Raw genomic sequence first — 21,700 nt, 5'->3', positions numbered from 1 at the left:
CTCATCAACAGGCTACTGCATGATCTCCATACACCACATTTGACAATAGCTCACTAAGATTTTAGCCATCAATAGGCCGGCTGGTGCAGACATGAATGCCGCAGCGATCAGGAAGTTTAGGTCAACGCCAAGCGATGCATAACCCACTAGCGTACCACCAGCTACAGACGCCAAACCACACACCATCACAGCAAACAGTTGTGAATCTGTCATGTGTTTTAAGTAAGGCTTAACCACCAATGGCGCTTCAATCATGCCGACAAAGATATTGGCAGTCGCAGACAGTGACTCCGCACGACCTGTGCCCAAGAACTTTTGTAGTGCGCCACCGATAAGGTTGATCACCTTTGGCATAAAGCCGATGTGGTACAAACCAGAGATCAGTGCAGAGAAAAAGATAATGATGCCTAGAACGTTAATCGCGAAAACAAATCCGTTATTCGTTAGGCCACCAAATAGGAAGTTAATCCCCTCTTGACCGTAGTTGATCAAGCTAGATACCGCACCTGTGGCTGCATTCAACGCTTCTTTACCCATTGGTACATACAGAACCAACAGCGCGAATGAGATTTGTAATAAGAAAGCCAAAGAGACTGTTCTTAGTGGAATATTTTTTCTGTCCGTAGATAGTAACCAAGCGGCAACTAAAATAGTGATAATTCCAAGTAGCGAAGCCATGTGCGTCAACCTAAAAGTTGTAGATAGGAAAGGCGACGCATTCTATAGAGGAAATCGTTTGCGGCAAGCTGAGGTTGTTAAAGTGATGTTGGGGTAATCACGATATAACTATGAGTATAATTAAGTTATTGAATTTTAATAATTAACTTTGATTAAAAAGCGTACTTTTCCATGTGGAAATTATATTTATAGATTAGGAAACAGTTAACGATGCAGTTCAACGCAAGTTTTGAGGTTTTTGTCCCAATACGTCGGCGACCCAATATGATCTTTGATGAACTCAATCACAGCTGAAAGCTTCTTAGGCATGTTCTTTCGGCTTGGGTAAACGGCATAAAATGGCATCAGCTGACTGGCTCTCCACTCTGGCAATACTTGAATGAGCTTGCCCGTTCTAAACTCTTCTTTCACTAAGTAAGTCGCCAAATAAGCAACGCCCCACCCTGATACTGCCGCGTCTCGTACTGCCTCAGCCAAATCGACTGAGTAATCGCCCGCGACTTTGACGCTGAGGTTTTCTTGCCCGTTATCAAACGCCCACGATGTGTAATCTCGTTCACGGCTGCGATAGATAAGACAGTTATGGTCAATCAAATCGGAAGGTACATGTGGCGTCCCAGCCTTAATCAGATAATCCGGTGACGCAGCCACCACAAACTGACTGTCGGCTAATCGCTGCGCAATGTAACCTTCAGGCAAATCTTCATTGTTGGTGATCCAGAGATCCAAGCGCTCTTCAATCATGTCCACCTTATAGTCGAACAAGTGGACCTCGATTCTCAACTGAGGATAAAGCTGTCTGAGTTGATCAATCGCCGGAATGATATGGAGTGTGCCAAATGACTGCGACAAACCGACGCGTAGTATTCCAGAGATATCATCGCGCTGGCTATCCATATCCATCTGAGCTGCTTTCACCGTGTTAAACAGCTGCTCACAATGTTGATAGAACACGTCTCCCGCTTCAGTCAGCGTGAGGCTTCGTGTGGTTCGTTGTACCAACTTGATGCCGATTGAGTCTTCAAGCAAAGCGACTTGCTTACTGATATGAGACACCGAAACGTTCAAGCTTTTTGCTGCACTGGTAAAGCCTTCGTGCTTGATCAGCGCATGGAATATCACCATCTGTGCAGCTCTATCTGTTAGCACAAGATCACCTTATTAAATCTCTGAAATATAAAATCAAAAAGGACTCCGAAGAGTCCTTTAGTTCGTTCTGCCTATGATAGGCCAAATGCTATTCAAAGCGACTTAGGTCTGTTAATCAAACTTAATTCTGTCGGCTAGGTGGCTTACTGCCAAAGCAAAGTAGTAAGAACGATTCCACTTCATTAACACATTGTAGTTGTTATAAATGAGGTACGAACGTCCGGTTTCATCATCCGGCATGATTAACCAAGCTTTAATGTCTTCATCAAGTGTTGGCAGTGGGCGATCGTCATAGCGTTTAATACCGAGTTCAGACCACTCTTTTAAGTATTTCGCTTTGTCTTCGTCTCGACCTTGTAAATCGATCGACACAGTTGACGGAACATGAACCTGACGACCCCAAGTATATTTGTCATCCCACCCTGATTGGCTGAGATAATTGGCCGCCGAAGCAAATACGTCTTCTTCAGTGCCCCAAATGTCTTTCTTGCCATCACCACTGCCATCAGCGGCGTAAGCTAAGAATGAGCTTGGCATAAACTGAGGTTGACCCATCGCACCAGCCCAAGAGCCTTTCATCTCTTTTGGTGCAATATGGCCTTGATCAAGAATCTTCAATGCCGCCATCGCTTCGCTACGGAAGAAAGCTTCTCGGCGTCCTTCATAAGCCATGGTCGTTAGGGCGTCGATAACGCTGTAATTGCCCGTGAACTTACCAAAATTACTCTCAACGCCCCATAGCGCGACAATGAATCTTGGTTGAACACCATATTCATCACCAATACGCTTTAACGCGGTGTAATGCTCCTTGTAGAGTGACCTTGCTTGCTTCACTTTCCAATCTGGAACCGCTCGTGGAATGTATTCATCCAGAGTCAGTTTTTTCTCAGGTTGGTTTTTGTCGGCTTTTACCGCTCTTGGCTTAAACGTTACACCATCAAAGGCTTCATCAATGATCGCTTCAGAGATGCCTTCTTCACGGCCTTGTTGTTTTAGTTTTTCTACATATTGCTCGAAGCTCAGTTCTTCAGCTTGTACTGAACTTATGGTCAGGCTATTACCCAATAGTAATGCCGACACAGCCAATATGGTTTTCGAAAATTTACTCAACGATCACTCCTCCTTGAATTGAGGTGGCTATCACTCTTCGTCTTGAGATTTCTGTTGAGCTTTACGCTCTTTATGAAGCTCAAGTTCGTTAACTGGTGGTGGCGGAACCTGTAAAAAGAAACCATCGGTATTCAGTGATTCTTTCACTTTTTCGATGTTTACTTGAGCCAGTTTACGGCCATCCATTTTAATTACCATTACAAAACTAAGTTTACCAAACATTTGCATCAATGCGTCAGGAACTTGTGAAAAATCATCCTTCTTAGGGATATAAAGGTATGTTCCTTCTTTCTTTGAGCTTTTATATATAGAACACAGCATGACAAACCTTTTAATTGATTATGACTACAAAACTCTCACTTGCGAGATCAATAGTTTATGTTAGGGAAATATTGGGAACAAAACGTCCATTTGACAACAAGATTACTTGCTGTGCTTGGTTTGGGAATATAACATGATAAACTTAGTTTCAGGCAATGCCCTTTATTTTATTGATAAAGAAATTGTACTAATCCGCTATTGAGGTCCTGTAGTTTTTCGATGTCTAGTAACCCAGATCTAAAAGGTAGCAGCTTTACGCTATCTGTTTTGCACTTATCCGATGATCAAGTCGAAAATGCAGTCTCTTTTCTTCAAGAGAAAGTAGACCAAGCACCTACGTTTTTCGCTGCCGCACCTGTTGTTATCAACATCAGTAAAGTCGCGGGCGATATCGATTTTGTGCAACTTAAAAATGGTATATCTCAAGCGGGCATGATCCCGGTTGGTGTGGCAGGCTGTTCTGATAAGCGAATGCAAAACCTCGCTAAAGAAGCCGGTTTTGCAGTGATGACGGCAAGCAAGTCGCCATCTCAAGCTCCAGCGAAAATGGCACCAATCAAAGTGATTAGAACCCCTATTCGTTCTGGTCAGCAGGTTTATGCGAAAGATGGCGATCTATTGATACTCAGCCATGTGAGTGCAGGCGCGGAAGTGATTGCCGATGGCAGCATCCATATTCATGGCACTTTACGCGGCCGTGCGATTGCAGGTGCAAGTGGTCAAACTGAAGCAAAAATAATTTGTAATGACTTACAAGCCGAGCTGGTTTCCATTGCTGGAAATTACTGGCTCAGCGATCAAATTGAAAGCGAGTACTGGCAGAAAAAAACCATGTTCAGTATGGCAAACGATGTATTACACGTTGATGTCCTCGCAATATAAGAGAAATAAAAGGAAAACAGAATGGCACGCATTATCGTTGTAACGTCAGGTAAAGGCGGGGTAGGCAAAACGACCTCCAGTGCAGCTATTGCCTCGGGTCTGGCTTTAAAAGGAAAGAAAACCGCAGTTATCGACTTTGATATCGGTCTGCGTAACCTAGATTTAATTATGGGTTGTGAGCGTCGTGTTGTGTACGACTTCGTTAATGTTATCAATGGTGAAGCGACGCTGAACCAAGCGATGATCAAAGACAAGCGCACAGAGAACCTGTTCATTCTTCCTGCTTCTCAAACTCGTGATAAAGACGCACTAACAAAAGATGGTGTTCGTCGTGTATTTGATGAACTGGATGAAATGGGCTTTGATTTCATCATCTGTGATTCTCCTGCGGGTATCGAACAAGGCGCTCTTATGGCGTTGTACTTCGCTGATGAAGCGATTGTAACCACCAACCCAGAAGTCTCTTCAGTACGCGATTCAGACCGTATTCTAGGTATTCTTGACTCTAAATCTCGTCGTTCTGAAGACGGCTTAGAGCCAGTGAAAACACACCTTCTATTGACTCGCTACAACCCAGCACGTGTAACTCAAGGTGAGATGCTCAGTGTTGAAGACGTTGAAGAAATCCTGCACATCTCTCTACTGGGTGTAATTCCAGAGAGCCAAGCGGTACTGAACGCATCGAACAAGGGTGTTCCAGTTATCTTTGACGAAGCAACCGACGCAGGTATGGCTTACAATGATACTGTAGAGCGACTACTGGGTAGCCAAGTTGACTTCCGCTTCTTAACGGAACAGAAGAAAGGCATCTTCAAACGACTGTTCGGGGGCTAATGCACAATGTCATTATTAGAGTTTTTTAGACCACAGAAAAAGACAACCGCAAACCTAGCCAAAGAACGTTTGCAGATCATTGTTGCCGAACGACGCAGCCATGACGACCCAGCGCCGTCTTACCTGCCGCAACTAAAAGAAGACATCTTGAAGTGTATTGCCAAGTACGTTGAGGTCGATCCATCAATGGTTGATCTGACTTTTGAACACAAAGATGACGACATCTCAGTGTTAGAGTTGAATGTTAAGCTTCCAGAAGAAGATCGATAATCTTTCTGAACAAGATTGGCAGGTAATACACTTGCTTGTATTGATTGAATAAAAAAGAGAGCCTAGGCTCTCTTTTTTGTATGTGCAGTTTATAACTGTAACTAAGTTAGGCTTTAAAGCAGCAAGCGGTTATTTGATCGCTTTACTCAGCTTTTCGCCAACCACATCTAAACGCCAGCCTTGCATAACATCAGGCAGCTTTTCTGGGTTACGATCGTGCTTCCACACCCAGCTTAACATTTGGTTAAGTTGCTTCTTCGATGCCAAGAATTCCGTCGCCAAACCACTGTGTTGTGATGCTGTTTTCACTTCATCTTTCAGCACTTTGAAGAGTTGCTTGTAGCCAGGGAAGTCCATTAGACGTTCTACTGGTGCTGGGTACTCTTCTTCTGGTGTATGTTCCGCTAACTTTACGATTGAGCTGATCTTCGCACCATGGCGACGCACAGAGCGGTAATCAAAACCCTCTTGCTCCATGTGCTTGGGATCTTTCATCGCAAAACGCGCCACAGCCCATAGGTCTTGTTCTTTGAAGACAAAGTTCAGCGCTAAATCGCGCTTGATTGCTTCTTTTAGACGCCAAGTTGCTAGAGGTCGTAAGATCGCTAATTGCTTAGGTTTAAGCTGCCACGCCCCTTTAATATCAAGGTAGGCTGTATCTGGGTTTACTTTACGAATGCGCTTGGCAACTTGTAAATCAGACTCTTGCTGAGCCGCTTCCCACCAGCCAGCTTCCATCACTTTTTCTAGAAGCTTGTTGTACATTGGCATTAGGTAATGCACGTCTGCTGCTGCGTAGTCCAATTGTTTTTGAGAAAGCGGACGCGCTAGCCAGTCTGTGCGAGATTCACTCTTATCGAGATCGACACCGACAAACTCTGAAACCAGAGCAGCAAAGCCCGTTGATAAACCATGACCTAAGAAAGCCGCCATGATCTGTGTATCAACCATTGGTGTTGGTGTACAGCCAAATGCGTTCTGGAACACTTCCAAATCTTCACCGCACGCGTGCAGCACTTTCAATACTGATGCGTCTTTCAACAAGGTAACGAACGGTGTCATGTCATCAAGAGCAATAGGGTCAATCAGTGACAGCGTTTCACCATCAAATAACTGAATCAAGCCTAATTGAGGGTAATAGGTTCTAGTACGAACGAACTCCGTATCAAGCATAACGACATCGGCTTCACGTGCTTGTTGGCAAACTCGCTCAAGGTCTTTCAATTGGGTAATGATTTGATAATCCACAAAAACTCTCACAGGTTTCTATTTGATCGCCGGATACAAAAATGCCGACATTAACTGTCGGCATTCTAACACCATTTTTCAGCGCTCGCTTAGATTAAGCGCCTCAATGGTTTTGGTGCAGTACTTTCGCGCAAACGGGCTAATTATTCGCTAGCGCGTTTCGCAAGTTCTGCATCGTTTTCTTCACGCAGTACGCGGCGTAAGATCTTACCTACGTTAGTCTTTGGAAGATCATCTCTGAACTCGACTAATTTAGGGATTTTGTAACCCGTTAAGTGCTCACGACAGTGCGCGATAATGTCTTCTTTGGTCAGGCTAGGGTCACGCTTCACAACGTAGATCTTAACCAATTCACCAGACACTTCATGAGGTTGACCGATAGCTGCTACTTCAAGCACTTTACCATGCAGAGCCACAACGTCTTCAATCTCGTTCGGGTAGACGTTGAAGCCTGATACAAGAATCATGTCCTTCTTACGGTCAACGATGTACAACAAGCCTTCGTCATCAAACTTAACGATGTCACCTGTCGATAACCAACCGTCTTGATCGATCACTTCTTTGGTCGCTTCAGGGCGCTGCCAGTAACCTTGCATCACTTGAGGGCCACGAACTTGTAGCTCGCCTACTTGGTCATTAGCAATAACCTTACCTTCATCATCAACAATACGAACTTCTGTCGATGGTACTGGTAGGCCGATAGCACCTGTGTAGTCTTTCAGGTCGTATGGGTTACCCGTTACCAGTGGTGAACACTCAGTTAAGCCATAGCCTTCCAATAGGTGAATGCCTGTCACTTTCTTCCATTGCTCAGCAACAGCGCGTTGAACCGCCATGCCGCCGCCAACAGATAGGCGTAGGTTACTGAAATCCAACTCGTGGAAATCTTCGTTATTAACTAGCGCATTAAACAAGGTGTTTACGCCGGTAATTGCGGTAAACGGAACCTTTTGCAGCTCTTTAATAAAGCCAGGAATGTCACGAGGGTTAGTAATTAGAAGGTTACGACCACCCATCTCAACAAACAGTAAGCAGTTCACCGTCAGTGCAAATACGTGGTAAAGCGGTAATGCCGTTACAACCAACTCGCGGCCTTCTTGCAGAACAGGACCGTAAGCCCCTTTCGCTTGAAGTACGTTCGCAATCATATTGCGGTGCGTTAGGATTGCGCCCTTCGCTACACCTGTTGTACCACCAGTGTACTGTAGGAACGCGATGTCATCACCCGCCATGAACGGTTTCACATATTGAAGACGACGACCTTTGTGCAGCGCTTTTCTGAATGAGATAGCACCCGGCAGATCATACTTAGGCACCATGCCTTTTACGTATTTCACTACAAAGTCGACAATTGTCCCTTTCGCGCGTGGCAGCATTTGCCCTAGGCTAGTTAGAACAACGTGTTTAACCGGCGTGTTATCAACGACTTTCTCTAGCGTGCTCGCAAAGTTAGATACGATAACAATCGCCTTTGCACCAGAATCGTTCAGTTGATGTTCAAGCTCACGAGGTGTGTACAGTGGGTTGACGTTCACTGCAATCATACCTGCACGCAATACACCAAATAGTGCAATTGGGTATTGCAGTAGGTTTGGCATCATTAGCGCGACGCGATCGCCCTTCTTCAGTTTCAAGTCATTCTGTAGGTAAGCGGCAAAAGCACGGCTGCGCTCTTCAAGCTTACGGAATGTCATAATCGAGCCCATGTTCTCGAATGCAGGTTGGTCCGCGTACTTCTGTACCGACTGTTCAAACATTTCTACAAGAGATGGGTACTGATCTGGGTTGATCGTTTCTGGTACGTCACTTGGATAACGTGAAAGCCAAGGTTTATCCACGATGTTACTCCTCGTTTATCAGCTGACGACTGCTTCGCCGCTTTTTATCATTGCGGTATTACAGCACAGCTTTAGTGCATGAGCACTAAAAGGCTCAAACACTTGTTTAAATTTTGTTAACTACACCAAGAATTAGCTCTGAAACTAGCTCTGGGCTCTCTAAATGACAATGATGTCCACCAGGAACAGTCTCTATATTTAGAGGACTATGGGCTGATTTGTAGCGATTATGCTGCAAATGTCGGAATCCATCATTTCCTAAAACTATTAATTGAGGGCATTCAATAGCCGCCATGATCGCTTCAGCGTGCGCCTGTGACATTCGATATAACGAGTCACATTTTAGGTTAGGGTCGCATCGCCATTGCCAAGAGTTATCTAACTCGACAATTCCTCGCTCGACAATAGGAGCAATTAATTCAGCATTGATTTGATTGGCGTGAGCTCTCAGCTTAATAGCATCCTCAAGGCTTGCCAGAGGACGTGAAGGCTTTCTTCGCTGTCGAAAACGACTGAGTACCCCATCTCTCAAGCGAGAAACCGTTTCTTGGGGAGCTTCTGAAAGAGGTCCGTGACCTTCAATTTGAATTAATCCTGACACCTTTTCAGGAAAGGCGGCACTATAGCAACTTGCGATCAATGCACCAAGTGAATGTCCTACCAGTACCAGTCTGTTTGGCGATAATTTAGTCACCAACTGATGCAAGTCATCAATATAATCATGAAATGGGTAGTAACTTCCCGATTTGTGCGACGAGAAGCCGTGTCCGAAGAGATCGATAGCAACAAGGTGAGCATTGGGCGCAAACTTGGCGACTTGCTGCATAACCGGATTAAAGCTGGACGAATTATCCAACCATCCATGAATAAAAACGACCGTCGTTGCGGTCGTTTGTGGGTTGCCAATCTGTTGTGTTGCAAGCGTCCCGCTCGCAAGGGAGTATGACTTTTCAATCATCAAACACTTAGTTCCATCTGTTTGCGCAATCAACGTCTAAAAAGTTAATTACTCTACGTCCTGTATCACTCGACCTTGTCTTGGCATCGTTTGAAAACTGCGACAATGTAAACTTCTGCACGAGTAGTAGGTTGGTGCAAAATCGTTAACAACAACACGCTCAGTGATGTTCCACAGTCGTTGGTTGTCCACTTTCATCACAGGGAAGATGTAAGGGTATTCCCCTATTTTTCCATCTTCACTTCCGCTTGACTGACCAACCAGTGTAATCAGACGGCCTTCTGCAAAACTTAGAGGCTCAACATACCCTTCAATATAACCAACAAAACGTCCGCTTGGCTCTGCGTCTAGGTCTGGCTTACCGCTACTCGAAATCGGCATATTAGCAACTTCGATTCGAGTCTTATCTTTCAAGTTGGTTACTTTAGAGATAACGCCACCCAATCGAACACTTTTCGCCTCCGGTAGTTGGTCGACCCACTGTTGGTAATCACTAATTACAGGCTCTGATTTTGCTTCAAGTTCGCTAGGAAGTGATGAACACCCGGCAAGTACCAAGACACCAAGAGAAAGGGCTATTAAGCGTAATTTAGAGAGATAATTTGACATGGTTCTGGTCCTTAAACAGGCATTAATAAGAAGCTCTAGATGTAGATATCGACACCGATAAGCTTTGCAAGTTCTTCTTTCTTCGCCTGATTCATTACATCCATATACTCTTCCATAGCCTTACGTCCTCGGCCTTCTGGAAGATCATACTGGATTTGAGCCTTGTGTAGTTCAGACTCTTTAACTTGACGAATAGAGTGAGAAACAGCATTAGCGACCTTAGTCGGTTGCCCAACCGCAGTGCTAGCATCAGATTTTTTTGCCTGCTCCTTCTTTTTAATTCGATTCGGCTTAGACGTGCTGCCTATCGAAGAAGGAGGTAAGTTGTTAATTGATACCATGACTAAATATCTGCCCTCTCAAATCTAAATAATACGCATTTAGACCTAATTTGCATCAGAACCTTGTAAAAATTATTCGCGACCTGGCAGTTTCTTCCAAGTCACTTTGTCACGAAGATAAACTGGCTCAGATTCTTCTGCTGCAACCGCTTTACCTTCTGCGTAAGCAAATTGAGCAAGGAACGCCATATCTTGAGCTTCTGGGAATAGCACTTCACACGCTTTGGTGTTGATCGCAAGTGTATCCATATGCTCGGCATAAGCTTCCCAGCCGGTACCGACTTTCGCCCATATTTCAGAATCTGCTTCTAACTGCGCAGCCAGTTCACTTGGTGGCGTTACACATTCGGCATCAACCGCAGTCCAACGACCATCTTGTTCGCGGCTGTAACGAGCCCAGTACACTTCGCTCATACGCGCATCAATCGCTGTTGCTACATGAGTTTCACCAAATTTACGGTAGCTGCCTTGCGCCATCGCTGCCAGTGTAGAGACACCAATCATTGGTAAATCCGCACCAAAAGCCAAGCCTTGAGCAATACCGATACCAATACGCACACCCGTGAAACTGCCTGGGCCTTGGCCAAACGCGATTGCGTCAATATCGGTTAAAGCGACATTCGCTTCTTTCAGTACTTCATCAACCATAGGTAGAATTTTTTTCGTATGGTCTCGAGGAGCCTCTTCGCTACGTGCGAACACCTGGTCACCCATTACTAGTGCAACTGAACAGTTTTCAGTTGCGGTATCTACTGCAAGAATTTTCGCGCTCATTCGTGTCTCAAATATTCGTTATCTAATCTAAAAATAATGGCTAAACTCAACAATGCCAATTACTCAGCAGCGGTTGAATGGTCTTTAGCTAAGAATTCTTTAATGATCCCTAAGTCACGGGTACGTGGGATAGGCGGTAAACTCGCCAAAAACACACCACCGTAATCGCGGGTCACCAAGCGGTTATCGCAAATAATTAAAGCGCCATTATCACGTTTATCACGTATTAATCGGCCAACACCTTGTTTCAAGGTAATCACTGCGTCTGGTAACTGTACTTGTGCAAAAGGATCACCCCCTTTCAGCTTACAGTCCTCGATTCGAGCCTTAAGTAACGGGTCGTCTGGGGCGGTAAAGGGCAATTTATCGATGATAACACAGCTTAATGCGTCGCCCCTAACATCTATACCTTCCCAGAAGGCGCCAGTGGCCACCAGCAATGCGTTACCTAATTCCATGAATTCGGCTAAGGTTTTTTGCTTACTTGTCTCACCTTGTAGCAGAACGGGAACCGAGAGCGTTTCACGGAATCGCTCCCCCAACTCTTTCATCATGCTGTGTGAGGTGCACAAGAAGAAACAGCGACCTTGGTTTTGCTCAATCACAGGAGTCAGCATTCTTACTAGCTTATCCGCGAGACCGGGGCTATTCGGTTCTGGAAGATAACGAGGCACACACAAGCGCGCTTGATTCGGATAATCAAACGGGCTCGGCAGTGAAAACTGTGCCGACGGTTTTAACCCTAATCGAGAAGTAAAGTGTTCGAAATCATCCGACACCGCCAAGGTTGCTGAGGTAAACACCCATGCGCCCGGCTTCAGCTCAATCTGTTCGTGGAATTTATCGGCGACAGAAAGCGGTGTGATATGCAGAGCAAAGTGGCGCGGTGTAGTGTCATACCAATACGAATAGCCAGTGATCGACACATCGCACACACGTTTGATACGCGACTTAATCATATTTGCGCGTTCGAAAGCGGTATCTAACAGCTGGCTTCGCCCAAGTGCTAACTTCAATACATCAACAGCAAGTTGCAGAGCATCTTGCAAACGAACTAACTCGCGTGCAATCGACTCGGATTTCAAAGCTTCGCGCCAGTTACCACGAAAGCCGGTATCACCAAGCACAATACGCAGATCGGCTGACGATTGAACGAGCCTATCCCCTACTTTCTGTAGCTGACGCATGTCTTTGGCTTCAGTTCGGTAAGCAATTTCAATGTCTTTGGCTAACTCTTGGATCTGTCGACTGGAAACCGATTGTCCGAAGTACTGGCTGGCGATGTCAGGAAGTTGATGTGCTTCATCGAAAATAAACACGTCAGCTTCAGGTATCAATTCGCCAAATCCGGTTTCTTTGATCGCCAAATCAGCTAGGAAAAGGTGGTGGTTTACGACCACCACATCGGAATCCATCGCTTTTTTACGCGCTTTAAGCACAAAGCAATCGGTATAGCTTGGGCACTCTTTACCCAAGCAATTATCATTGGTCGAGGTAATGGTTGGAATAACCGGGCTGTCTTCAGCGATATCATCACAATCGCCTAAATCACCCGTTTGAGTGGATGACGACCAACTACGAACTTTGACTAACTGAGCCAGCAGCGTTGGATCGGTATGAGCACCATGACTCTCGATCATTTGGCGGCTGAGTCTGTCCAAACACAAATAGTTTGAACGTCCTTTGAGCAACGCAACTTGACCATAAAAGCCAAGCGCATCGACCATCAAGGGTAAATCTCGGTGAAACAGCTGTTCTTGAAGGTTTTTAGACCCCGTACTAATGATGGTTTTCTTGCCACTAAGCAGCGCAGGCACTAGGTAAGCAAACGTCTTACCAGTACCTGTTCCAGCCTCAACAACCAACTGGCTTTGATTTTCAATAGCTTGTGAAACCGCTTCAGCCATGTCTAACTGAGCTTGTCTTGGTTGAAACCCAGGGATAGCTTTGCCCAGAGCGCCATCAGCAGAAAACGTTTTAGATATCATAGAGTACGAAGTTTAGAAAAAGAGAAGGAGAATTATGGCAGGTTTAGTGAGCCGGCGCGAATCAAGAATGACTTCGCACCGGAGGTGTTTGGTTTGGCTTGACGTGGCTTAAGTTACCTTGAAGGTAAGAATTGAAGAAGTAGGAATTAGAGAATCGTTTTTATTTTCGACTGAGATAACGTGATAGCCAAGGAGCACCTTCAAAATGGTTATCACCAGGCTGTATGGCTTTCGCTGCATCGGTTGGTGAGGTCTTACTTTCCCACATTTCATCTAGAACATGACCATCTAATTCGGTACCTCTCGCCAATGAATTCACTCGCTTGCAGTACAGTTTTTTGGCTAGTAACTCTTTATCCATAAGTATCACCTCTATTTTTGGCCAAGGCGTAAATGCCTCGGTTGAAGTTCAAATGCGTACTACGGTCAAAACTTTTAAAAATGAAGCTTCTGCCTGTTTTTCTATCTAAAAACTGATATTTCTATATCAAACAATTTATCAAAGCGATAAATGAGCAGCAGAATTTGTTGAAACCAACTTGATAATAGATTAATTATAACGGTGATATTGCGGCTCAGTTCACCGTTCGACGGCCTGCATTAAATTTGAAGAATCCCGATTTCATATAATAAGTGCAACATTTCATGGAAGTAAGATGCAAATGGAAAGAAAAACTTTACTAACACATTGTACTGATGCCCCCGGCCTCATCTCTAAGATCACCAATATTTGTTATAAGCACCAACTCAATATTATTCACAACAATGAGTTCGTAGATAACACAAGTGGCCACTTCTTTATGCGCACCGAGCTTGAAGGGTATTTCAATGACGAAACCTTACTTGCCGATTTAGATCAAGCCCTGCCACCAAATACGAAACGTAAGCTTGTTGATTCGTCTCGCAAGCGTGTTGTGATACTCGTGACCAAGGAAGCACACTGCCTTGGCGACATTCTAATGAAGAACTTCGATGGCAGCTTAGACGTTGAAATTGCGGCCGTTGTCGGTAACTACGACATTCTACAAAGCCTAACCGAGCGTTTTGACATCCCTTACCACCATGTTTCTCACGAAGGGCTAAACCGTGAAGAACATGAGAAGAAGATGCTAGAAGTGATTGACCACCAGTACGAGGCGGATTACCTTGTTTTGGCTAAGTACATGCGAGTGCTGACACCAGGTTTTGTTGAAAAATACCACCACAAGATCATCAATATCCACCACAGCTTCTTACCAGCATTTATTGGCGCGAAGCCATACCAACAAGCGTATGAGCGCGGCGTGAAGATCATTGGCGCAACGGCACACTTTGTGACGAATGATTTGGATGAAGGTCCAATCATCAAGCAAGATGTTATCCCTGTGGATCACAACTTCAGCGCGAAAGATATGGCACAAGCCGGTCGTGACGTAGAGAAAAATGTATTAAGTAAGGCGTTAAACAAGGTGATCAATGATCATGTGTTTGTTTACGGCAACAAGACTGTAATTCTGTAAATCGGATATTCGATTTCCGGTAAGACTTCCAGTTAGAACCCAATAAAAAACGCGCAATAGGGAAAGCCCATCGCGCGTTTTTTGTATCTGATGATCAGACTCGCTTTGAGAGATTCCCGACTACGCTCCTTCGTCGCTATCGGGAATGACGAACTCGGTGATGAACCTTCGAGCTATAGGCTCTAACATACGCTCTCGAACGCTCAGTCTGTCACTATCCAAAGATAGACTCTGGAAAATTTCATCGAACACCCCGTCATTCCGACGAGCCAAGGCGAGATCAGGAATCTCTTTCCTAGCAACTCTCTATTCAAATTAAGCCTGTTCTGATTCCACAATCTTCTTCAAAGAGTGTGGATGCAGCTTGATGCAAATCCCTTGATGTTTAAAAGCCACTGTTGGGTTATTCAAGCGTTCACCCTCGCCTTTCGGGCTAGAGAGTTTGATCTTAACGCCTTGCTCACCCAGCGTTTCAAAGTTAGCAGCGAACTGCGGGTAAGTTTCTTTAAGATCCGCTAGATACTCATCAGCTGTTTGGGCATGAGAAGGAATCACAAACTCTACATGTTCCCAATCTTGGCTAGGGTAAATCTTACCTTCTGCTGGATATGGCAGCTCCAAACATTCAATTTTCCAGCCAAGGCTTTGCAAGGGTTCATCGAAAGCCAACACCACAATTGGACGACCATTAATCATCGCATCAGAAATCGTAGAGCCGTACTCAGACCACGCTTGATGGGCAGATTTCGCTAGCTCAGTGTCATTGATTCGCAGCGCAATATGATCCGCTTGAGCAAAGCTTAAATCCAAACCTAATGTATTTCCTAGGCTCTCGATTTTTGCCATAAAAGTATCAAGGCGGGCGATCATTTGTTGTGGTTCTAGTTCAGCTTGCTTCAGGCTCATCATCATTGTCTGTGTTCTCCAAATAATGGCTGCATGTTATCAGTTTTGCCTTTTGCAACAAGCGTTGCTTTTACAAAAAACACTCAATAACTATGTTCTTTTCGCTCCTTAAACATGCAAACGCGTCTTGCTAAAAGTCGATTGTCAAAAACCACTCAGGAAATGTTAATTTTCTATCAATTCGACCTATAAGAAACCGCACAAAATTGGTATGATTACCGCCATTTCTGTGAACTTAAACAGAGTCTGCTGCTGATTTTGGCATTAAATCGTTAACTAGAAGCATAATTAACCAATTTAATGACCAAGAATTAACGGCCACTCTTATCATCCTTGAATTGAAGGAAACGCGTGTGAATATCCAAGCACTTATTAATGACAAAGTATCTCAGGCTCTAGAAGCCGCTGGCGCACCTGCAGGCTCTCCTGCGGCTGTTCGTCAATCTGCAAAACCACAGTTTGGTGACTACCAAGCAAACGGCGTTATGGGCGTTGCTAAACGACTAGGCACTAACCCACGAGAATTTGCTCAAAAAGTATTGGACGTTCTAAACCTAGACGGTATCGCGTCTAAAGTTGAAATCGCAGGTCCGGGTTTCCTAAACATCTTCCTAGATGAAGCTTTCCTAGCCAAACAAGCAGACGCAGCATTGGCTGACTCTCGCCTTGGTGTTGCCGTTGCTGAAACGCAAACTATTGTTGCGGATTACTCTGCGCCAAACGTTGCTAAAGAAATGCACGTTGGTCACCTACGTTCAACTATCATCGGTGATGCAGTAGTTCGTACTCTAGAATTTCTAGGCCACAACGTTATCCGCGCTAACCACATCGGTGACTGGGGTACTCAATTCGGTATGCTTATCGCAAACCTTGAGCGCGTTCAGGCTGAGTCTGGCGAAGTTTCAATGGAACTTGCTGACCTTGAAGGCTTCTACCGTGAATCTAAAAAGCTTTACGATGAAGACGAAGAGTTCGCAGTTAAAGCACGTGGCTACGTTGTTAAACTACAAAGCGGCGACGAGTTCTGCGCAGAGATGTGGAAGAAGCTTGTTGACGTAACAATGATTCAAAACCAACGCAACTACGATCGCCTAAACGTGTCTCTAACGCGTGATGACGTAATGGGCGAAAGCATGTACAACCACATGCTTCCAACTATCGTTGCTGACCTAAAAGAGCAAGGTCTTGCAAAAGAAGATGACGGCGCACAGGTTGTATTCCTAGACGAATACAAAAACAAAGATGGCGACCCAATGGGCGTTATCATCCAGAAACGTGACGGCGGCTTCCTTTACACAACCACTGATATCGCTTGTGCAAAATACCGTTTTGAAGAACTAGGCGCAGACCGCGTACTTTACTTCATCGACTCACGTCAGCACCAACACCTAATGCAAGCTTGGACTATCGTTCGTAAAGCAGGTTACATCCCAGAATCTGTTTCTCTTGAGCACCACGCATTCGGCATGATGCTAGGTAAAGACGGTAAACCATTCAAGACTCGTGCAGGCGGTACTGTTCGTCTTGCTGATCTTCTTGATGAAGCCGAAGTTCGTGCAGCGCAGCTAATCGAATCTAAGAACCCAGAACTAGCAGAAGACGAGAAGAAAGCGATCGCGAACACTGTTGCTATGGCAGCGGTTAAGTACGCAGACCTTTCTAAGCACCGCACTACTGACTACGTGTTCGATTGGGACAACATGCTTGCATTCGAAGGCAACACAGCACCATACATGCAGTACGCATACACTCGTGTTGCTTCTGTATTTGCTAAAGCTGGCATTTCTATGGACTCGCTTGAAGGTGAAATCAAAATCACTGAAGAGAAAGAGAAAGCGCTTATCGCGAAACTTCTACAGTTTGAAGAAGCAGTACAGTCTGTTGCTCGTGAAGGTCAACCACACATCATGTGTAGCTACCTATTCGAACTAGCTGGTCAATTCTCTAGCTTCTACGAAGCTTGCCCTATCCTAGTTGCTGAAGACAAAGCTGTTAAGCAGAGCCGTCTGAAGCTTGCTGCACTAACAGCGAAGACGATCAAGCAAGGTCTATCGCTTCTAGGTATCGACACTCTAGAGCGCATGTAAGCGATTCGAGATTCGAGATTCGAGATTCGAGATTCGAGATTCGAGATTCGAGATTCGAGAAAATTAGAAAGGTTGACGTGAAAGCGTCAACCTTTTTTTTGTCTGGAGGTTTGTTTACTCGATTATTTAAGCGATTAGCTAACCTACACTGCAAGAGATCTCCTATTACGCTCATTCGTCGCTCTAGGAGATGACGAGAATAGGTGTAGTGAATCCAAGACAACATCAATGATGCGCCATCAAACCACACCAAATCGTTATCCCTCTTCTCACCATCATTCCCTACAGTGAGGGACGAACGTGATAGGGAATCTGCTTATTGAGAACGTAAGCCCTAGCCACATTCAAACTCCGACCTTATACTCATGTAAAACAATTAATTGGAAAGATCATGAGCTTCGAACTTCACCCGCAACTTGCGAAAGACACCACACTTATCGGCGAATTTCCACTGAGCTTAGCCCTGCTACACAAAGATAACGCAGTGCCTTGGGTTATCTTGGTACCAAAACGTGCCAACCTAAAAGAGTTGCACCACTTACCAATGAAAGAGCAACAGCAGTTCCTACATGAATCTCAGGCGGTAAACCAAGCATTAGAAGCAACGTTCCAACCAGACAAATTGAACCTTGGTGCGCTGGGTAATATGGTGCCACAACTGCACATCCACCATATTGCACGCTTCAAAGACGACATTGCTTGGCCCGGCCCAGTATGGGGTAATACAAAAGGCGAACAGCGCAGTGAAGAAGATCAAGCCGCTATCCTGACTCGTATCCAAAACGTTCTGTCACTGAGCTCTATCTTCAAGAAAGCATAATTCGAGTTCATCTCATTGAGCTTTAAAGCAAAACACTTCAGAAAAGACACATAACAAAAAGCCGCTCATCTTAGATAAGCGGCTTTGTCATTTTCTAATCTCGCCTTTTTCAACGAGAGTCTGAAGACCGAACTACATCATCACGTTAAGCGACAAACCATCTTGTTTGCTGATGGTGTAGCGAATACGCGTTGTATGACCATGCTTATTCGTATCGACCAAGCGAGAAACTTTCCCTTTCTTGACCCAAACACTCAGCATCGCATCGACGCCATCTTCACTCATGCCAAACTTTGCAGCGAGCTCTTTACGAGCCGCAACGCCGTGGCTATCAATGTATTGATGAAGTTCAGTTAAAATCATACTACTTGCACCTCTAGTGCTTTCTGCTTACTGCCCACTTTCTTGAAGACGCGATACGTCACCACAAAACCACCAGCAATCGCCACCATCCATACTGCACTTGTCACAGGATGCGCAGCAAAGTTTGCCGCTTGGTAGTAGAAAGTCGCACCAAAGTAACCAAGAGCCATCGTCCAAACCGCGATGAAGCGTGCAAACGTCTGACCAAATTCACGAACATAAGCACCCATCGCGGCCACACAAGGCGTGTAAAGCAGGATAAGAATCAAGTAAGCGAATGCCGCATGACCAGATACAAACTTGTCTTTCAAGTTACCAAAGATAGAGGTATCGACTTCTTGGTCAGCTGCTACAGAATTAGAGTCAGACAAGTCGCCAACTTCAATACCTAATGGATCTGAGTAGCTCAATCCGGCTAGGTTTTCAGGGATCGTCATTACCGCTTCTTGCAGGCTTGCTGCTAAGTCAAACTCAGCTGCTTCTTCATCAGAAGGCGTTGTATATAGGCTATTTAATGTACCAACAACGGCTTCTTTAGCGAAAATACCTGTGATGATACCAACCGTTGCAGGCCAGTTCTCTTCAGTAATACCAATTGGTTGGAATACAGGTGTTACAACTTGAGCTGCTCTAGACAGTACTGAGTTTTCGCTATCTTCGTTACCAAAGCTGCCGTCCATACCTAGAGAGTTTAGGAAGCTAAGAATAGCCACAACCATCACGATTGTTTTACCTGCACCAAGTACGAAACGCTTCAGCTTCTGCCAAGTTTTCAACATTACGTTTTGCACTGTCGGCAATTCGTAATCTGGCATTTCCATCACTAAGCTATCACTGCTACCTGGGTAGATCGTGTTTTTCAGGAACAAACCCGTAAATACAGAAGCAACGATACCCATGATGTACAGAGCGAATACTACGTTTTGTCCTGCACCTGGGAAGAACGCCGCCGCGAACAGTGCGTATACCGGTAAACGAGCACCACATGACATAAACGGCGCCATTGATGCTGCTAGTTTACGTTCGCGCTCTTGGTCAAGAGTACGAGTTGCCATGATTGAAGGCACGTTACAACCAAAGCCCAGTACAAGTGGGACAAATGCTTTACCCGGTAAACCAATCTTCTGCATCACTTTATCAAGTACAAATGCAGCACGAGCCATGTAGCCTGAGCTTTCTAGTACCGCTAAGAATAGGTAAAGCGCTGCGATAACAGGAATAAAGGTCGCAACCGTTTGGATACCGCCGCCAATACCATCAGCAAGTACAGTGACTAACCAAACTGGTAAATGGCCATCTAATAAGTGGTGTCCACCATCAACTAATATTGCTCCAACACCAATATCGAAGAAGTCGATAAACGCACTACCGATATTGATAGAGAACATGAACATTAGGTACATGATAACGAAGAAGAAAGGAATACCGACCCATTTGTTCAAAATGAATTGGTCTGCTTTCTCTGTAAAGTTACGGCTTAGTTTGCCTTCGCTGCGACGAACACGTTTACAAAGGTCATGTAAGAAAGTGTATTTAGCGTCAGCAACAGCAAGGTCAATATCGAAATCGGCACCAAGACGCACGCTATCAATTTGAGTGCGAGTTTGTGGGGCTAAACCATTCAATACCAAGTAATCATTTTCTAAAGCACGAATCGCTAGCGCTCGGTGAGATACGTCAGCATCATCAAATTGTGACTCAACAGAAGGGATAAGAACTTCTAACGCGGCATCGTAATCAATAGAGATAGGGTCAAGGCTCACACCTTGAACAAGCAGTTTATGCAGACGCTCTTTAAAGCGAACCACTTGACCTTTATCGTTTGCAGACAAGCTTAGAACTGGGCAACCTAGCTCTTTCTCTAGTGCTTTAAGGTTAATCACCTGACGTTCGCGCTTTAATACATCCATTTTGTTCAACACAACGATCATTGGGCGACCCAACTCACGCAGCTGTAATGTCATATATAAGCTTCGTTCTAGACAGTTAGCGTCGACAACATTGATGATCACATCTGCTGGGTGAGTTAAAACAGCGCGAGACGCGATAGACTCATCGATGCTGTTCGCATCATTACCACTGTCTAGTGCGTAGATACCCGGTAAATCCGTTAGTTGAAACTGATCACCAGCGTGCGAGTATAAACCCGTCTTCTTTTCAACAGTGACACCAACCCAGTTACCAACGTGCTGCTTAGCACCAGTCAGTGCGTTGAACAGTGTTGTTTTACCACTATTCGGGTTACCAACGGTAAGAACTTGATAATCCATTTAGATAACCTCGATTTGTTCTGCAATGCTTTCACGAATGGCGATAGAAACACCTCTCACTTCAACTTGAAGCGGATCACCCATAGGTGCACGGCGGATAAGCGTCACCTCGGTTTTTGGCAACATACCCATGACCATAAGTTTCTTCCTTACGTCTGGTGTTAAACCTGTTAGTGCAACAATAGAAGCCGCCTTTCCTTGCTCTAATTGTGAGAGTTTCATAAGTACCCAATTCGTGACTGATAATGAGAAAGATTGTTATTAGCGCCATGATACACATACATGCCCACAATTCTATTGTGTGAAATCAATGTTTTCGAAAATACATACTCGTAAGTTTCGTTAAAAACGTTTACGTCAAAAACGTTACTTTCAACAACTAGCGAGAACTACCTCGCTAGTACAAACCCTCCCAAACAAAAATAAATCATTAATTATCAATCACTTGAGACAATGTCGGTTTTCTCATAGGTATCTGTCGTTAATTTTATAAGTAAAATAAGTAGCTGGACGTATAGTTACTCCATCGAAGAGAAACTACTTCTCTTTAATTTTATTCCAGAGGTGATATGGCTTTGCTATATCACTCCGGCAGCAAGCGAAGGTGTCGTTGGCACCCGTGGTATAGTCCCCCCGGCTATGCCACGATATTTTTTTCTTCCCTTTGTTTTATCCCAACAACCTTTTTAAACTCCCCATTTATCTCGTATCTCGTATCTCGTATCTCGTATCTCGTATCTCGTATCTCGTATCTC

21 protein-coding genes and 1 pseudogene are annotated in these 21,700 nt (G+C 44.7%); 6 read left to right on the top strand and 16 right to left on the bottom strand.

Going from position 1 to position 21,700, the window contains the following annotated elements:
• Positions 1–51: 51 nt before the first annotated feature.
• The 4 genes and pseudogenes from ACED46_RS18435 to ACED46_RS18420 form a co-directional block, all read right to left on the bottom strand.
• Positions 52–678 (bottom strand): annotated as a pseudogene (locus ACED46_RS18435) (Na+ dependent nucleoside transporter N-terminal domain-containing protein); the annotation flags it as partial.
• A 204-nt stretch (positions 679–882) separates the two neighbouring features.
• Positions 883–1,803: a LysR family transcriptional regulator gene (locus ACED46_RS18430; protein WP_017063421.1), complete on the bottom strand. Its 921-nt coding sequence runs from the start codon at positions 1,801–1,803 to the stop codon at positions 883–885.
• 135 nt (positions 1,804–1,938) lie between these two features.
• Entirely contained in the window at positions 1,939–2,937 is a 999-nt protein-coding gene (locus ACED46_RS18425; protein ID WP_017062371.1) for a lytic transglycosylase domain-containing protein, read from the bottom strand.
• A gap of 30 nt (positions 2,938–2,967) precedes the next feature.
• The gene (locus tag ACED46_RS18420) at positions 2,968–3,258 is read right to left on the bottom strand and encodes a YcgL domain-containing protein (RefSeq protein WP_371722115.1); all 291 of its coding nucleotides are present in this window, start codon (positions 3,256–3,258) and stop codon (positions 2,968–2,970) included.
• Between the two features lie 219 nt (positions 3,259–3,477).
• Between ACED46_RS18420 and minC the strand changes: the two genes are divergently transcribed.
• Genes minC through minE form a run of 3 tightly spaced genes read left to right on the top strand, consistent with a single transcriptional unit; the run spans position 3,478 to position 5,244 of the window.
• Positions 3,478–4,140: a septum site-determining protein MinC gene (gene minC, locus ACED46_RS18415; protein ID WP_017063419.1), complete on the top strand. Its 663-nt coding sequence runs from the start codon at positions 3,478–3,480 to the stop codon at positions 4,138–4,140.
• A 21-nt stretch (positions 4,141–4,161) separates the two neighbouring features.
• Positions 4,162–4,974 (top strand): septum site-determining protein MinD, encoded by an 813-nt coding sequence (gene minD / locus ACED46_RS18410; RefSeq protein ID WP_009848498.1) that lies wholly within the window; start codon positions 4,162–4,164, stop codon positions 4,972–4,974.
• Positions 4,975–4,980: 6 nt separating this feature from the next.
• The gene (gene minE / locus ACED46_RS18405; RefSeq protein ID WP_010436847.1) at positions 4,981–5,244 is read left to right on the top strand and encodes a cell division topological specificity factor MinE; all 264 of its coding nucleotides are present in this window, start codon (positions 4,981–4,983) and stop codon (positions 5,242–5,244) included.
• A 129-nt stretch (positions 5,245–5,373) separates the two neighbouring features.
• Here minE and rnd read toward each other — a convergent pair whose 3' ends face one another.
• The 8 genes from rnd to ACED46_RS18365 all read right to left on the bottom strand — a co-directional run bounded on the left by rnd (position 5,374) and on the right by ACED46_RS18365 (position 13,361).
• Positions 5,374–6,492 (bottom strand): ribonuclease D, encoded by a 1,119-nt coding sequence (gene rnd, locus ACED46_RS18400; protein WP_017062374.1) that lies wholly within the window; start codon positions 6,490–6,492, stop codon positions 5,374–5,376.
• Between the two features lie 143 nt (positions 6,493–6,635).
• Complete coding sequence (gene fadD, locus ACED46_RS18395; RefSeq protein WP_371722114.1) at positions 6,636–8,330, bottom strand: long-chain-fatty-acid--CoA ligase FadD; 1,695 nt, start codon at positions 8,328–8,330, stop codon at positions 6,636–6,638.
• A gap of 106 nt (positions 8,331–8,436) precedes the next feature.
• The gene (locus ACED46_RS18390) at positions 8,437–9,288 is read right to left on the bottom strand and encodes an alpha/beta fold hydrolase (RefSeq protein ID WP_371722116.1); all 852 of its coding nucleotides are present in this window, start codon (positions 9,286–9,288) and stop codon (positions 8,437–8,439) included.
• Between the two features lie 48 nt (positions 9,289–9,336).
• Positions 9,337–9,897 (bottom strand): Slp family lipoprotein, encoded by a 561-nt coding sequence (locus tag ACED46_RS18385; RefSeq protein ID WP_017067373.1) that lies wholly within the window; start codon positions 9,895–9,897, stop codon positions 9,337–9,339.
• Between the two features lie 35 nt (positions 9,898–9,932).
• Positions 9,933–10,238 (bottom strand): hypothetical protein, encoded by a 306-nt coding sequence (locus ACED46_RS18380; protein WP_017062378.1) that lies wholly within the window; start codon positions 10,236–10,238, stop codon positions 9,933–9,935.
• A gap of 72 nt (positions 10,239–10,310) precedes the next feature.
• Positions 10,311–11,012 (bottom strand): tRNA (adenosine(37)-N6)-threonylcarbamoyltransferase complex dimerization subunit type 1 TsaB, encoded by a 702-nt coding sequence (gene tsaB / locus ACED46_RS18375; RefSeq protein ID WP_171732101.1) that lies wholly within the window; start codon positions 11,010–11,012, stop codon positions 10,311–10,313.
• A 59-nt stretch (positions 11,013–11,071) separates the two neighbouring features.
• Entirely contained in the window at positions 11,072–13,000 is a 1,929-nt protein-coding gene (locus tag ACED46_RS18370; protein WP_371722113.1) for an ATP-dependent DNA helicase, read from the bottom strand.
• A 160-nt stretch (positions 13,001–13,160) separates the two neighbouring features.
• A complete protein-coding gene (locus ACED46_RS18365) occupies positions 13,161–13,361 on the bottom strand; it encodes a hypothetical protein (RefSeq protein ID WP_017062381.1) in 201 nt (66 codons plus the stop codon).
• Positions 13,362–13,662: 301 nt separating this feature from the next.
• Here ACED46_RS18365 and purU point away from each other — a divergent pair, with 301 nt between their 5' ends.
• A complete protein-coding gene (purU, locus tag ACED46_RS18360; protein WP_371722112.1) occupies positions 13,663–14,499 on the top strand; it encodes a formyltetrahydrofolate deformylase in 837 nt (278 codons plus the stop codon).
• A gap of 315 nt (positions 14,500–14,814) precedes the next feature.
• Here the strand turns inward: purU and ACED46_RS18355 are convergent, their stop codons facing one another.
• Positions 14,815–15,411, bottom strand: a complete 597-nt coding sequence (locus ACED46_RS18355; RefSeq protein WP_371722111.1) for a VOC family protein — start codon at positions 15,409–15,411, stop codon at positions 14,815–14,817.
• A 347-nt stretch (positions 15,412–15,758) separates the two neighbouring features.
• Between ACED46_RS18355 and argS the strand changes: the two genes are divergently transcribed.
• Entirely contained in the window at positions 15,759–17,492 is a 1,734-nt protein-coding gene (argS, locus tag ACED46_RS18350) for an arginine--tRNA ligase (RefSeq protein ID WP_017070297.1), read from the top strand.
• Positions 17,493–17,883: 391 nt separating this feature from the next.
• The gene (locus ACED46_RS18345) at positions 17,884–18,312 is read left to right on the top strand and encodes an HIT domain-containing protein (protein WP_371722110.1); all 429 of its coding nucleotides are present in this window, start codon (positions 17,884–17,886) and stop codon (positions 18,310–18,312) included.
• Positions 18,313–18,444: 132 nt separating this feature from the next.
• Here the strand turns inward: ACED46_RS18345 and ACED46_RS18340 are convergent, their stop codons facing one another.
• From ACED46_RS18340 to ACED46_RS18330, 3 genes are read right to left on the bottom strand one after another with little or no spacing between them, the layout of a single operon-like run.
• Positions 18,445–18,675 carry a FeoC-like transcriptional regulator gene (locus ACED46_RS18340; RefSeq protein WP_017061938.1) on the bottom strand — a complete coding sequence of 77 codons (231 nt, stop codon included), beginning with the start codon at positions 18,673–18,675 and terminating at the stop codon, positions 18,445–18,447.
• Positions 18,672–20,945 (bottom strand): Fe(2+) transporter permease subunit FeoB, encoded by a 2,274-nt coding sequence (gene feoB, locus ACED46_RS18335; protein ID WP_371722109.1) that lies wholly within the window; start codon positions 20,943–20,945, stop codon positions 18,672–18,674. The genes ACED46_RS18340 and feoB overlap by 4 nt, the downstream gene beginning before the upstream one ends.
• Positions 20,946–21,167, bottom strand: a complete 222-nt coding sequence (locus tag ACED46_RS18330; protein WP_004734203.1) for a FeoA family protein — start codon at positions 21,165–21,167, stop codon at positions 20,946–20,948.
• Between the last annotated feature and the right edge of the window lie 533 nt (positions 21,168–21,700).

It is taken from the genome of Vibrio sp. 1S139, from assembly GCF_041439475.1.
Taxonomy (GTDB): domain Bacteria; phylum Pseudomonadota; class Gammaproteobacteria; order Enterobacterales; family Vibrionaceae; genus Vibrio; species Vibrio crassostreae_C.
Note: the sequence above shows the minus strand (reverse complement) of the source record. Positions and strands in the feature narration are given on the sequence as shown.